Genomic DNA, 13408 nt, shown 5'->3' on the forward strand with positions numbered 1-13408 from the left:
ACGTGCAGACGCAGGACGTGTCGAGAGGGCGTCAGGCGCGGGCCGGCAGATCAAGGCGAGACTGTGTCTTTTGCGTCTCGGGCGGTTCGCCTCAGCCGCGACCGAAGGGCGCTACCTTGTTGGCGGCGTCGTGCCCGATATCGGCCGGTCCCAGGAATTCTATGCCGGATCTCAGGCACCAGTATCGAACAATCTCCTCCGGAGTCTGTCCGAAATCGGGATCGTTTGGCGTGACATCGGAAACACGTCCCAGGCGAATTCCGGCAACACGTCGGATCGACTCCTGCCCCGTCAAGTGAAACATCATCCGGTCGATCCGATAGGCGGCCTCCGACACCTCCTCCAGCATCAGGACGTGACCCGACAGGTCGGGCTCCAGCGCCGTGCCGACCAGCTGGTCCAGGATGGTCAGGTTGAAGGCGACGGCGGGGCGCGGATCGATCGCCAGCGAGGGTTCGATCCAGTCGGTGCGTCCGGTCGTCAGCCAGGCCAGGGCGCCGCGCGCCGCCTCGTCGCGGCGCACCGCATCCGAGGCCATCGGGCCGTGGGCCAGATGTTCGAACCCGGCCCTGTACATTCCGGCCAGCAGGCTGCCGGCGTCGGAATAGCCCATATAGCGCTTCTTTCGGGCCACGGCGTTCAGGCGCGGAATGACCGACTCGGCGATGCGGCAAGATCCATAGCCGCCGCGCGCGAACCAGATCGCATCAATGCGCGGGTCATTGGCGAACTCGACGAAGGCGTCGGCCCGCGCCCGGTCGTCCCCGGCGAAGTGGCCGTGTTTGAGGAAACAGGCGGGGTGGAAAACCACCGCCACATCCCCGTCGGGATGATGCTCGGCCATCCAGGCCTCGACGGTCTCGGCGCGCTCCTTGGAGAAGCGCGAACTGGCGCAGACGACGCCGATCTTGAAGGTGTTGCTCGTCACGTCCGTCTTCTTCGTCGAATATTGCGATCCTGCACTGGCGGACCGGCCCGATCCCCTGTTCTAAGGGGGCATGAACCAAGACGCCTCCTATTTCTTCTGCGGCATCGGCGGGTCGGGCATGCTGCCCCTGGCCCTGATCGTCCAGGCCCAGGGGCACGCCATCGAAGGCTCCGACCGCGCGCTGGACCAGGGCCGCACGCCCGAGAAGTTCGACTGGCTGCGCGCCCATGGCGTGACCCTGCATCCCCAGGACGGTTCCGGCGTGACCCGTTCAGCCCAGACCGTCGTGGCCACCGGCGCGATTGAAGACACCGTGCCCGACATCGGCGCCGCCCGCCGCGTCGGCGCCGTCATCAAGACCCGGCCCCAGCTGCTCAGCCAATTGTTCAACGCCGCCCCGACCTCGGTCGGCGTCGCGGGCACCAGCGGCAAGTCCACCATCACCGGCATGATCGCCTGGATCCTGAGCCAGACCGACCGCAACCCCACCGTGGTCAACGGCGCGGTGATGAAGAATTTCGCCGACGCCGACCATCCGTTCGCCAGCGCCCTGGTCGGCGCCTCCGACCTGTTCGTCGCCGAGGTGGACGAGTCCGACGGCTCCATCGCCGGCTATGACCCGACCGTCGCCGTCGTCTCCAACATCTCGCTGGATCACAAGTCGATGGAGGAGCTGCGCGACCTGTTCGGCGGCTTCACCGGCCGCGCGACCACGGCGGTTCTGAACCTCGACAATCCCGAGACCGCCGCCCTGGTCCAGACGCTTCCGGCCGGGAAAGCGATCACCTTCGCCCTGGGCGAGGAAAAGGCCGACCTGTCCGCCTACGACCTTCAGCCGACGCCCACGGGCATGAAGTTCCGCCTGATGGAGGGCTGGAGCGAATATGACGTCGTCCTGAACGTCCCCGGCGCCCACAATGTCGCCAATGCGCTTGCGGCCCTGGGTGCGGTCAAGGCGCTGGACGTGCCGACGGGCCAGGCGGTCAAGGCGCTGGAGACCTTCGCCGGCATCCGTCGCCGGATGGAGGTGGTCGGGACCGTCAACGACATCACCGTCATCGACGACTTCGCCCACAACCCGGACAAGATCGCCGCCACGCTCAAGACCCTGCACGCCTTCGACGGCCGCCTGCTGATCCTGTTCCAGCCCCACGGCTTCGGCCCGCTGAAGCTGATGAAGTCCGAGTTCATCGACGGCTTCGCCGGCCTGATGCGCGAGACCGACGTCCTACTGATGCCCGAGCCGGTCTACTACGGCGGCACCACCGACCGCAGCGTGGGCTCGGAGGACATCGCCTCCGGCGTCCGCGCCGCCGGCCGCCAGGCAGAGGCCCTGCCGACCCGCGCCGACTGCGGCGACCGGATCGTCGAAATGGCGCAGCCGGGCGACCGGATCATCGTCATGGGCGCCCGCGACGACACCCTGTCCAGCTTCGCGGCGGACCTGCTGGACCGCCTGGCGAGACGATGATCCGCTGACCGGCGCCTGGATCAGGTCCGGCTTTTCGACGTCCTGAAGGTCAGCCACAGAGCGGAAACCAGGAAGTAGAAGGCGCCGAAACCGGCGTAGCCCGCGACGCTCGTGATCGACAGAGGGTCCGGACCACTGGCCATGAAGGCGAAGACGCCGCCGGCCAGGACCGACTGGCCGCCGCTCAGGACCATGGCCCATTGCGCGCCATAGGTCCGCCAGCGCCGCAGTCCGGTGATCAGTTGCAGCAACCCCGCCAGCACCGCCCACAAGCCGAAGACGCCGATCGCGGCGTTGATCCCCACGACCAGACCCCCCGCCATGCCCAAGGCGGCCAGCGCGCTGACGGCGGCGTTCAGGACCTGCGAGCGGTTGGCGCGATATCCGCCATTGCTGCGGGCGTCCAGCAGGTTCGCCAGCGCATCCCAAGCCGGATAGAGCACCAGCAGCACAGCGCCTGCGACGGGATTGGCCGCGCCGACGGTGAAGGCGGCGGCGACCCAGGCCGCGGCAACGCCCGCCCGCAGAAAATAGTAGTTCCGGAGCGAGGCGGCGGCGGTGCGAGGATCGAGAACGGAGGAAGCGGTCATCAGATGTCCTTAAAACATGATGCGACATTATATGTCGCGACATCTTCCTCTATCGGATGGCCCGCCCGTTTGCCAGCACTATATGTCGTGACATAGAATGCCGAACCGTCCCCCCTGCGAGAGCCAGTTTTGTCGTCGTCCTCCGCCTATGTTCCGACCCTGGACAACCAGCTCTGTTTCGCCCTGTACGGCGCCAGCATGGCCATCAACCGGGCGTACAAGCCGCTGCTGGACAAGCTCCAGATCACCTATCCGCAGTATCTCGTGCTCAGCGCCCTGTGGGAGGAGGACGATCTGACGGTCGGGCTGATCGCCGATCGCCTCGGGCTCGATTCCAGCAATGTCACCCCCCTCGTCAAACGGATGGAGGGCAACGGCCTGGTTTCGCGGCGACGCAACCCGGCGGATGAGCGCCAGGTCGTCGTCAGCTTGACCGACGCCGGCGCGGCCATGCAGGCGCGCAGCGCCTGTCTGGGGCAGCGCCTGTTTGAATCGGCGGCGATGAGCGTGGAAAAGCTGGTTCAGCTCAACAAGGACGTTCAGGGCTTTCGTGACGCCGTGGCGCGCTACGCCCCGCCCGAAGACGGCTGAGGTCCGTCCGGCCTAATAGACGTCGCGCCGATACCGTCCGTCTTCCAGCATGGCGAGCAGGACGCCTTCACCCAGGGCCGCCTCCAGCGCCGCATGGACGCCCTGGGACATGCCCTCAAGACTGCCGCAGACGTAGATGGCGGCGCCGCGCCCGACCCAGTCGCGCAGATCGTCGGCGGCCTTCGCCGCCAGATCCTGCACATAGCGCCCGTCGCCGTCGTCGCGAGAGAAGCACCGGTCCAGCCGGCGCAGCACGCCGTTCGCCAGCCAGGCCTCAAGCTCGGCGTCGAAGAAGGCGTCGTGCGCCCGCGTCCGTTCGCCGAACAGCAGCCAGGCCCCGCCCCCGGCCGGGCTCCGCGCCTTCAGGTGCGCCCTCAGTCCCGCGATCCCCGTCCCGTTGCCGATCAGGATCCTCGGCGTCTCGTCCGCCGGCCCGTGGAAGCTGCGGTTGGTCCTCAGCCTCATGCCGATCTCGTCGCCGACCGCCAGGTCCTGCGTCAACCAGCCGGACGCCAGGCCCGGCGTTCCGTCGGGGCGTCGCATCAGCCGGATCAGGAGCTCGACCCGTCCGTCCGACGGCAGGGAGGCGATGGAATATTCGCGCGCGCCGGGCGTGGCCCCATCCCGTTCTGGCAGGCCGACCTCGGCGATATCGCCCGCCGCCCAGTCCGGCGCCGACCCGACCGGCTCGAACGCCAGGTGATAGGCCGCGCCGCCGGGGCTGCCCGGATTGACCAGGGTCCGCTCGATCAGCCGCCAGGGATCGAAGGCCGCCGGTGCCCAGTCCGGGGCCCCGACGCTGCCGGTGATCTGGTTCAGCTGGTGCTGCCAATGGCGAATGGCCCCGGCCTCGCCGTTGTCGACCTCGACCGTATCGAACAGGGGCTCGGCGCCCGAGCGCCGCAGCCAGCCGTCCACCGCATGGCCGAAGCCGCAGAACTGGTCATAGCTGCGGTCGCCCAGGGCCAGCAGGCCGAACCGCAAGCCCTCCAGGTCCGCCGCCTCGCCTATCAGCTTGCGCACGAACCGGGCCGCAGTATCGGGCGGATCGCCCTCCCCGGTCGTCGAGACGATCAGCAGGGCTCGCCCCGCCGCCTTTAGGGCCGCAAGGTCCAGATCGGCGAACGACAGCACCCGCGCCCCGACCCCGCCGCCCTGCAAGGCCTTGGCCGTCATCCAGGCCAGTTCCTCGGCGAAGCCCGTCTGGCTGGCGAAGGCGACCAGGACCGCCTCGCCCTGCCCGGCCATGGCGTCCGACCGCGCGCGCGCCGCCGCCTTGGCCCGGCGCTCGCGCCAAACCACAAAGCCCACCAGGACCAGCCAAAGGCCCACCGCCCCGGCGGCCCAGAGCCAACGCATCGGCTCGCCTGTCACCAGGGCTCTTCCATCATGGCGGCCAGGGCAGGCGTCATCCGCTCGACCGGCCCACGCGGCGTCCGCTCGACGAACAGGGCCGCCAGTCCGATCGCCTCTGCGTGTTCAGGTCCGTCGAACGGCCCCATGACCGTCAGGGCCGTGGCGTAGGCGTCGGCCTTCATGGCCGAGGGGTGCAGCACCGTCACCGAGGCCACGGCGTTGGTCACCGGCCGACCGGTCGCCCCGTCGATCGTATGCGGATAAACTCGCCCATTGTGTTCGAAGGCGCGGCGATAGTCGCCGCTGGTCGCCATGGCCATGTCGTACAGGGCCGCCACGGTGCGCGGTTCGGTCGAGCCTTCGACCCGCTCGATCTCGACCCACCAGGGCTGGGCGTCCGGCTTGACGCCGCGCCCCTTCAGCTCGCCGCCGATCTCCACGAGATGCGAAGTCGCGCCGATGGCCGTCAGCCGGTCGGACACCCGGTCCACCGCATACCCCTTGGCGATGCCGGAGAAATCCAGCTTCATCCCGCCCATCTGCATCAGGCCCCGCGCCGCGCGGTTCATTCTCAGCCGGCGCCAGCCCGACACCGCCAGCGCCGCCTCGACCTCCTCGTCCTCGGGGACCGGCAAAAGCACGCCGCGCGGCCCCGGCGGGCCGAAACCCCACAGATCGACCAGGGCGCCCAGGGTCGGATCGACCGCGCCATTGGTCTCGTCACCCAGGTCCATGGCGGCGTCCAGCAAGCCCCAGAAGGTCTCGGACACCGACCACATGCCTTCGGGCGCGGCGTTGAAGCGACTGATCTCGCTGTTCGGCTCCCAGGGGCTGAAGGCGGCGATCACCGCCGCCAGCTCCTGTTCGATCGCCGCCCGCGCCTCGACCGGCCCCAGCAGGGGCGGGCCGATCAGGCGCACGCTCCAGGTCGTGCCCATGGTCTGACCGTCCAGCGCCAGGACCACGTCGCCGGGCGGACGGGGTGGAACCCCGTCCATCGGCGGAATCAGAACCCGGTTGTCGGCGCGGTCCGCGAGCGGAACCGGGTCGCCGAGCGTGACCGTGGGCGGGGCGGCGCGGGATCCGCGCGAGAAGGGACTGTCAGACATGCCCGTGGCTTAGGGCAGGACTTCCATCACCGCCACATAGCTGGCGTTCGAACCAAGGATCTCGCCCTGGGCCGGCGCGCGGACCGAGGCGTTCAGCCAGTACATCCCGGCTTCCGGCCAGGTGACGGTGAAGGCGCCGTCGGCGCCGGTCTTGACCGTCATCTCCTCGGGATTGTCGCGATAACGCAAACCGCCGCGCGCGATGGTCACATCCAGCCCGGCCGCCGGTTGACCGTCCTTCATCAGCTTGAAGGTTGCGGCTTCGCCGGCGGCCAGGTCGTTGGGATGGGTCACGGGCGCCAGCTCCAACCCCTCGCCCGTCGTCTTGAACACCGCTTCGGTCGGATTGTTCAGGGTGACGAAGGTCTCGATCCGGCTGGCGGTGCGGGTCGCCTGCACCTCGGTCGCGCCTTCGGGCAGGGCGGCGGGGAAGTCCGCCGCCGCGCCGCGCCAGCGCTTCTGTTCGCCGTTCAGCTTGTAGCTGGCCATGACGCCGCCCATGACATTGGCGACCTTGTAGGTGCCGTTCTGCGTCAGATGGACGTCGAAGGTGGTGCGGTACTGGCCCTGCATCAGGTGCTCGGGCTGAACGGCCGAGCCGTCCGGCGCGATCACGACAAGGCCGTTCATCCGCATGGCGGCGTGATCGGGGATGAAGACCCCGTTCGACATTCCGGCGTCGAACCCGACCCAGGCGTCATTGCCCGACAGGCTGGTCGAGGTGGGAGACATCCAGGCGCGGTGGGCCTGGGCGGCCATGGGCGCGGCCAGAGCGGCGGCGAGCGTCAGCAAAGCGATCGTCTTTTTCATGGATCTGTTCCTCAGCGAGAGACGGTGACGCGCACGGCGCCCAGTTCGGTGGAGCCGGAAGCATTGGCGGTATTGGCGCCGCCCCAACGGAAGGGCACGCGCACGACCTCTCGGCCGCCCAGTTCACGGGCCGCCTCGACGACGATATTGTACTCGCCCGGTTGCAGGGCGCGCAGGCGAGCGGCGGGCACGGTGATGGTCTGGCGGCCCGGCGCGCGGGTGGCGCCCGAGACGCCGTCGGCCGGCAGGCTCATGGCCCGACCGCCCTTGCGCCACCAAGTGCGCAGGTCCTTCAGCCAGTCCTTGCCGTCGCCCTCGTTATTGCGGGTCTGCTGGTACCAGACCGCCAGGGTCTGGACCGCCGTCTGGTCCGGCCGCTCGATCCACACCGCCACATAGGGCCGATGATAGGAGGCGGTGTTCAGCCGCGGCACATCGACCGTGACCGATAGATCCGCCGCCAGGGCCGGCGCGGCTGCAGCCAGGGAAAGCCCGGCCGTGGTGATGACGATGGGAAGCAGGCGCATCCGGAAAACTCTCACGAAGTTCAATGAATGAAGATCAGGGCGATGACGACGGGCACGAGCAGCCCAAGCGCCGCCAAGGGCCAGGTGGACGGCCGCCCCTTGGCGTGCAGCCACATCAGCCCCAGCCCCGTCAGGGCGAAGATCAGGCAGGCGACGGCGAAGACGTCGATGAACCAGAACCAGACCGCCCCGGCGTTGCGCCCCTTGTGCAGGTCGTTGAGGTAGGCGATCCATCCCCGCGTCGTCCTCTCGTGCAGCACATCACCCGTTGAACGGTCGATGGTCACCCATCCGTCGCCGCCGGGCGTGGGCAGGGCCACATAGATTTCTTCGGCCGTGGTTTCGGTCGGCTTGCCGGCGATCTCGGCCTTCAGCGTCTGCGCCGACCAGCGCGCCACGGCGTCGGGGACGGGATCGGTCGTCTCCTCGGGGAAGTCGGCCAGACGCGCCACCAGGGGCGCCGGAAGGGCCGCCGTCTGTTCGACCGTCACCGGATCGGCGGGGATCGAGGCCGCGTGGTTCAGGGTGACGCCGGTGATCGCGAACAGGATCAGTCCGACCAGACTGACCGCCGCCGAAATCCAGTGCCAGGAATGCAGCTGTTTCAGCCAGAAGGACCGCGCGCCGTTCAGCGCCGCCTTCGGCTTCTTCGAGTCCTTGGCGGGGAGCTCGGCCTGAGGGTGTGCGGCGCGTTCGGTCACAAGGTGGCTGTGCCACTGTTGCGAACCGTTTTCAATAGCAGTCCGTGCGACGAAATCGCCGCAGAGAGCGTCAGTAGCTGAATCGCACCCCGGCCCGCACCGTGCGCGGCGGGGCGTAGCCGGCGACGTCGGTCCCGGTCATCGACACCTCGACCTCTTCATCAAAGGCGTTGTCCAAGGCGGCCCAGACCATGACGCCTTCGCGCGCCGCCCACTCCGCCCGGGCGTCCAGGGTCACGGCGGGGTCCAGGGTCCGGCTGTTCAGGTCATCGTCGAACCGCGCCGATTCATACCGCGCGGCCAGCCCAAGGGTCAGCCGCTGCGTCGCACGCCAGTCCAGGCCCGCTGTCGCGCTCCACTCCGGCGCCTGGGCCGGGCGCAGGCCGGTCAGCTGCGGCGCCGCCGTCCCGCCGTCCACCTCGGCGTCGGTCCAGGACAGGGCCGCGTTCAGCGACAGGGCCTCGGTCGCCTGGATGGACCCGTTCAGCTCGACGCCCCAGGCCTCGATGGTCCCGGCGTTCTGGCGCTGGCGCAGCACCCCGCCGGCGGGCACGAAGCCCGCGCGGGGGAAGGTCCCCGGCCCCTCGCCGATCGTGACATTGACGATGGCGTCCTCGATCTCGTTCCAGAAGACCGTCGCCCCCCAGGCGATTCCGGCACGGTCGTAGGCCAGGCCTGTCTCGATCCCGCGCAGGGTCTCGGGCTCCAGCGCCGAATTGGCCTCGGTGATGTCGTTGCCGACCCGGAACGGCCGGTGCAGTTCGTTCAGCGTCGCCGGCCGGAAACCGGAATAGGCCGCCGCGCGCCAGGCGTAGCCGGCGCCCAGCAGACCGCTGAGATCCCGTCGCGCCGCCAAACGGGCGCTGAACACCTCGCCCGACCGGTCCTCGTCCGTCTCGTCCAGGATCGGCGCGCCGGTCGCCAGGGTGTATTCGTAGCGGAAGCCCGCCTCGTTCTTCCACTGGTCGTAACGCAGCCCGCCCGCGATCAACCAGTCCCCGCCGGTCCACGACCCGTCCACATAACCGCCGGCCACCGAGGTCTCGCCACCCGCCCGACGCCCGCGCGCAAAGCCCGCGCCGGTGGGATTGCTGAAGAATTCGTTGGTCGCGCCCTCGTTGAACCGGGCGTCGGCGCCGACCTCCCATTCCAGCCGCCCGCCGGCGACGTCGGCGGTGCGGCGGCGCAGGGCCGCGTTCAGCCCCCAGCCCGTGGCGGGGGTCTTGTACTGACTGTTGGCCGGCGTCGTGGTCGACCGGTCCGCCGCCACCGAGGCCGAACTGTTGGCGAAATTGCTCTCGATCCGCCAGGCCTGCAGCCGCCAGCCGTACCCGTCGACGGGCGGCGCCTTGGCCGCCGTGGCGCTCAGGCTGTGGCCGCTGGCGTTGGACCGGGCGTTCAGCAGACCGGACCCGCGATCCTCCTCCCAGGTCGCCGCCCGCAGCGACAGGTTCGCCCCGTCCAGGTTCAGCCCGTCCAGCGGCGCATCAACCCGCAGGGCGGCGCTGCGGCTGTCCAGATCCAGCGGCCTATCCGCCGCCCCCGCCGCCGGCCCGCGCACCGGCGTATAGCCGTCGCTGGTCTCGTACAGACCCGACAAGGTCACGCCGAACAGGCCCATCCGGGTCGAGCCGGAGCCCGCGACCCTGGCCCCGCCGCGTTCGGCGACCGAGGCATCCAGCACCCCGCCGCTGTCCCGCTCCGTCAGGCCGATGACCCCGGTCAGGGCGCCGGCGCCATAGGGCCCCGCCCCCGCGCCGCGCACCACATCCACCCGCTCCAGCGATTCCGGCGCGACCTGGGACCAGATCACCCAGCCTCCGAACGGATCGTTCAGCGGAACCCCGTCCAGCGTCACCAGGGTCCGACCCGCGCCGGACGGCGCGATGGCCCGCAGCGAAATCCCCTGGGTCGTCGGATTGGCGGCCAGGCTGGAGGTGCGGCGGAACAGGGACACGGCCGGCACGGTCCGCAGCGCCTCGTCCAGCCGGGCGGATCGCTCCAGCACCCTCTGGTCCAGCCGCACCACCGAAAAGGCGGCGTCGGCGGCGGCGGGCGGCAGACGGGCGGCCGTCACCGTTATTTCAGACAATTGGGCGGGCGGTGCGGGGGGCGTGTCTTGGAACATCCCGGTCACAATAGACCAGCCCCGCCTTGGTTCACCGCTGCGACCTTATAACTCCGATTGCGGCCCCGAGGTCACAGGGACCGGGCCGGCGTCAAACCTCGGACCAGCGCCGCAGCAGGTTGTGATAGACGCCGGTCAGTTCGATCACCGCCTGATCCTTCGGCCCCTTCTCCGTCGCCACCCGCTGGGTCGCCACGTCCAGGCGGAACAGCATCTCGCGGTCGCCGTCGTCGCGGATCAGGCTCTGCATCCACATGAAGGACGAGACCCGCGCCCCGCGCGTCACCGGCATGACCTTGTGCAGGCTCTTGGACGGATACAGCACCAGGTCCCCGGCCGGCAGCTTGACCGACTGCGGCCCGTACATCTCCTCGATGATCAGCTCCCCGCCGTCGTAGTCCTCGGGCTCCGACAGGAACAGGGTCGCCGAAAGGTCGCTCCGTATACGGACAGCACCGCCCCCTCGCTGCTGACGAATGGCGTTGTCCACGTGCAGCCCGAACTCGCCCCCGCCCTCATAGCGGTTGAACAGAGGGGGAAAGATGGTGTGCGGCAGGGCGGCGGCCACGAACATCGGATTGGCGTTCAGCGCCTGGACGATCAGGGCCGAGACCTCCTTCGCCACGTCCGAGTCTTCCGGCAGTTGCTGGTTCCGCTTCGCCGTCGCCGACTGGTGGCCCGAAGTCATATTGCCATCGGCCCAGGGGCCGGCGTCCAGCCGCTCGCGCAGGACCTTCACTTCGGCCTTGGAAAAGACTTCGGGGATCTGGAGCAGCACGGTCGGGTCTCGCTCGAAAAGAAAAGACGGCCCCGCCGGAAGGACGGGGCCGCCAGATATAGGCCGGGGATCGTGGCCTTTAGAAGCGCAGGTTCAGCGCCAGGATCGCCTGCCGGCCCGGAGCGGGGTCGGCATGGTGAACCCCGTTGGTCCGCATGATGTATTCCTCGTCCGTGGCGTTCTTGACGTTCAGCTGCAGGCTGGCGCGGTCTGTCACGTCATAGGAGGCGAACAGATCGAGGCGGGTGTAGCTGGGCGCATAGACGGCGGCCGAACCGCCGCCGGCCCCGCCCTGGTTTCCGCCGAACCGGTCGTCCACATAATAGACCCCGCCGCCCAGGCTCAGCTTGGGCAGGACGCGATAGGTGGTGAACAGGCTGAAGCTGTTCTTGGGCGTATTGGCCAGCGGGTCGCCTTCGAAGGCGCTCGGAACAGGCGCGCCGTCCACGATGGTGACGGCGCCCCGAACCAGCTCGGAGTCCATATAGGTATAGCCGCCGAACACGGTCCAGGCCGGCGTGACGCTGCCTGAGAAGCCGAGCTCCAGCCCTTCGACCTTGACCTCGCCGACCTGAGCGTACCGGTCGGTGTCGACCAGCACTTGCGCATTCTTGCGCGTCGTCTGGAACACGGCGCCGCTGAGGGTCAGCCGCTGGCCGAACAGTTCGGCCTTGGCGCCGATCTCATAGTTCTCGGTGTCTTCCGGATCGAGGAGCTGGCCCGACAGATTGCCGCTGCCCTCGCCGCCGCTCGCGCCGTTCTGGTCGCCGCCAGACACGGTGGGCGGCGTCGAGGAGGTGGCGTAGGACGCATAGACGCTGGTGTTGGAGGTGGGCTTGTACACCAGGCCGACCTGATAGTTGACGAAGTCCCACTCGCCCTCGTGGAAGGTCGGCGTAGCGGCGCCGCGGGCGATGGACGTGCCTTCGGTCTCGTAACGGTCGTAGCGCAGGCCCAGGTTCAGCAACCACTTCGGCCCAAAGGCGATGGAGTCGGCGCCATAGACGCCCCAGCTGGTGGTGTTGGAGTGGGTTTCGGCTCCGCGCGCGATCGAGCCGGTCCACGGATCGTTCGGATTGGGATCATAGACCGGCGTGCAGTCGAAGTCGCCGACACCGGTCGGACAGGCCGAGCCGCTGGTGGTGGTGATGTTGTAGGAGGCGTTGCGGTTGATCTCGCGCGAATATTCCACGCCCAGGTCAAAATCATGCTTCAGCCCGCCCGTGGTGAAACTGCCGTACAGGTCGGTGACATTGGCGAAGGTCTCGGCCGGGTTCCAGCGCGACTTCAGACCCCGCTTCATCCACCAGGTGTCGCCGACCAGAACCGCCGTGCCGCCGTCGCCCGGATTGGTCAGCACATAGTCGTTCAGCGTCTCGGAATAGCGGGTCAGATTGCGCAGGGTCAGGGTGTCGCTGAACTTGTGCTCCAGCTTGACCGTGACGCTGTCGACCTCGTTGCGCATGTAGTCGCGCGCCTTCAGACCGTAGAAGGTGTCGTAGGGCACGTTCAGGATCCGGCTGTCCGTCGTCTTGATCGCCCAGTTGTTGTCCAGCTTTCGGTCCAGCGGAATGCCGTAGTCCGGCATCGAGTCGGCGGTCAGGTGGTAGTAGTTGATCGTCGCGGAGGTCTTGGTCCCCAGGCCGAAGCCGAGCGCCATGGCCAGACCGTACTTCTCGAAGTCGACCGCATCACGCCCTGGAACATCGCCTTCGGTCGCCATCAGGTTCAGGCGGAAGGCGCTGGTGTCGTTCAGCCGCCAGTTGCCGTCCACAGCGGCGCGGTAGTAGCTATCGGTGCCCACGCCCGCGCTGGCGCTGACGGCGTCCGTCAGGCGCGGCTGTTTGGAGCTGAGGTTGATGCTGCCCCCGCCGGAGCCACGGCCCGAATAGACAGAATCGGCGCCCTTGATGACCTCGACCTGCTCCAGGTCAAAGACTTCACGCTGCTGTCCGCCCGCGTCGCGCACGCCGTCGACGAAGATGTTGTTGCCCGAAGACTGGCCCCGGATGAACGGACGGTCGGCCAGCGGCTGACCGCCTTCCCCGGCGCCGAAGGTGATGCCGGGCGAGTTGCGTAGCAGGTCTTCCAGCGAGGTGGCGGCCGTCTGGGTGATGATCTGTTCCGGTATGATGGTCACCGATCGCGGCGTGTCGACCAGCGGCGCGACGAACTCGGGGCTGGCCGGTTCGCGGCGAATGCGGCGGCCGGTGACGTCGATGGAGTCCAGCCCTTCGGTCTGGCCCGCGGTCTGAGGCGCCGTCGCAATGGCGACGTCTTCGGCCGCCGTCTCTGCGGCGAAGGCGGGCGCGGCGACCAGCATGCCGGCGGCGCTGGAGGCAAACAGGAGGGAACGGAGCGCGGCGGCGCGGGACTCGGACATATTGAGGCGACCTTTTGGCCTGATTTTGCGATGCGG

The 13408-nt window shown here is 68.7% G+C and carries 12 protein-coding genes; 2 read left to right on the plus strand and 10 right to left on the minus strand.

Features of this window, described 5'->3' with window-relative positions; genetic code table 11:
• Positions 1-91: 91 nt before the first annotated feature.
• The gene (locus tag ACVPT3_RS14295) at positions 92-928 is read right to left on the minus strand and encodes an LD-carboxypeptidase (RefSeq protein WP_492041532.1); all 837 of its coding nucleotides are present in this window, start codon (positions 926-928) and stop codon (positions 92-94) included.
• Between the two features lie 70 nt (positions 929-998).
• On the opposite strand from ACVPT3_RS14295, the gene ACVPT3_RS14300 reads away from it, so the two are divergent.
• A complete protein-coding gene (locus tag ACVPT3_RS14300) occupies positions 999-2399 on the plus strand; it encodes a UDP-N-acetylmuramate--L-alanine ligase (RefSeq protein ID WP_492041533.1) in 1401 nt (466 codons plus the stop codon).
• 20 nt (positions 2400-2419) lie between these two features.
• Here ACVPT3_RS14300 and ACVPT3_RS14305 read toward each other — a convergent pair whose 3' ends face one another.
• Complete coding sequence (locus ACVPT3_RS14305; protein ID WP_492041534.1) at positions 2420-2989, minus strand: DUF308 domain-containing protein; 570 nt, start codon at positions 2987-2989, stop codon at positions 2420-2422.
• Positions 2990-3187: 198 nt separating this feature from the next.
• On the opposite strand from ACVPT3_RS14305, the gene ACVPT3_RS14310 reads away from it, so the two are divergent.
• A complete protein-coding gene (locus ACVPT3_RS14310) occupies positions 3188-3580 on the plus strand; it encodes a MarR family winged helix-turn-helix transcriptional regulator (protein WP_492043833.1) in 393 nt (130 codons plus the stop codon).
• A 12-nt stretch (positions 3581-3592) separates the two neighbouring features.
• On the opposite strand, the gene ACVPT3_RS14315 is transcribed toward ACVPT3_RS14310, so the two are convergent.
• From ACVPT3_RS14315 to ACVPT3_RS14350, 8 genes are all read right to left on the minus strand, one after another.
• Positions 3593-4939, minus strand: coding sequence for a sulfite reductase subunit alpha (locus ACVPT3_RS14315; protein ID WP_492041535.1), 1347 nt, complete (start codon positions 4937-4939; stop codon positions 3593-3595).
• An 11-nt stretch (positions 4940-4950) separates the two neighbouring features.
• Complete coding sequence (locus tag ACVPT3_RS14320) at positions 4951-6045, minus strand: FAD:protein FMN transferase (protein ID WP_492041536.1); 1095 nt, start codon at positions 6043-6045, stop codon at positions 4951-4953.
• A gap of 9 nt (positions 6046-6054) precedes the next feature.
• On the minus strand, positions 6055-6855 hold the full coding sequence (locus ACVPT3_RS14325) for a DUF4198 domain-containing protein (RefSeq protein WP_492041537.1): 801 nt from the start codon (positions 6853-6855) through the stop codon (positions 6055-6057).
• 11 nt (positions 6856-6866) lie between these two features.
• Positions 6867-7382, minus strand: a complete 516-nt coding sequence (locus ACVPT3_RS14330; protein WP_492041538.1) for a DUF2271 domain-containing protein — start codon at positions 7380-7382, stop codon at positions 6867-6869.
• A 20-nt stretch (positions 7383-7402) separates the two neighbouring features.
• The gene (locus tag ACVPT3_RS14335; protein WP_492041539.1) at positions 7403-8083 is read right to left on the minus strand and encodes a PepSY-associated TM helix domain-containing protein; all 681 of its coding nucleotides are present in this window, start codon (positions 8081-8083) and stop codon (positions 7403-7405) included.
• A 70-nt stretch (positions 8084-8153) separates the two neighbouring features.
• Positions 8154-10211 (minus strand): TonB-dependent receptor, encoded by a 2058-nt coding sequence (locus ACVPT3_RS14340; RefSeq protein WP_492041540.1) that lies wholly within the window; start codon positions 10209-10211, stop codon positions 8154-8156.
• Between the two features lie 91 nt (positions 10212-10302).
• A complete protein-coding gene (locus tag ACVPT3_RS14345) occupies positions 10303-10989 on the minus strand; it encodes a Fe2+-dependent dioxygenase (RefSeq protein ID WP_492041541.1) in 687 nt (228 codons plus the stop codon).
• Between the two features lie 79 nt (positions 10990-11068).
• Positions 11069-13372, minus strand: coding sequence for a TonB-dependent receptor (locus ACVPT3_RS14350; protein ID WP_492041542.1), 2304 nt, complete (start codon positions 13370-13372; stop codon positions 11069-11071).
• Positions 13373-13408: the final 36 nt, after the last annotated feature.

The organism is Brevundimonas sp. FV1ps31S (assembly GCF_058681265.1).

What these genes read in the sequence shown, in the direction of transcription:
- ACVPT3_RS14300 (WP_492041533.1), top strand. Translation starts at nt 999, where the DNA reads ATGAACCAAGACGCCTCCTATTTCTTCTGCGGCATCGGCGGGTCGGGC.
- ACVPT3_RS14305 (WP_492041534.1), bottom strand. Translation starts at nt 2,989, where the DNA reads ATGACCGCTTCCTCCGTTCTCGATCCTCGCACCGCCGCCGCCTCGCTC.
- ACVPT3_RS14310 (WP_492043833.1), top strand. Translation starts at nt 3,188, where the DNA reads ATGGCCATCAACCGGGCGTACAAGCCGCTGCTGGACAAGCTCCAGATC.
- ACVPT3_RS14315 (WP_492041535.1), bottom strand. Translation starts at nt 4,939, where the DNA reads ATGCGTTGGCTCTGGGCCGCCGGGGCGGTGGGCCTTTGGCTGGTCCTG.
- ACVPT3_RS14320 (WP_492041536.1), bottom strand. Translation starts at nt 6,045, where the DNA reads ATGTCTGACAGTCCCTTCTCGCGCGGATCCCGCGCCGCCCCGCCCACG.
- ACVPT3_RS14325 (WP_492041537.1), bottom strand. Translation starts at nt 6,855, where the DNA reads ATGAAAAAGACGATCGCTTTGCTGACGCTCGCCGCCGCTCTGGCCGCG.
- ACVPT3_RS14330 (WP_492041538.1), bottom strand. Translation starts at nt 7,382, where the DNA reads ATGCGCCTGCTTCCCATCGTCATCACCACGGCCGGGCTTTCCCTGGCT.
- ACVPT3_RS14340 (WP_492041540.1), bottom strand. Translation starts at nt 10,211, where the DNA reads ATGTTCCAAGACACGCCCCCCGCACCGCCCGCCCAATTGTCTGAAATA.
- ACVPT3_RS14350 (WP_492041542.1), bottom strand. Translation starts at nt 13,372, where the DNA reads ATGTCCGAGTCCCGCGCCGCCGCGCTCCGTTCCCTCCTGTTTGCCTCC.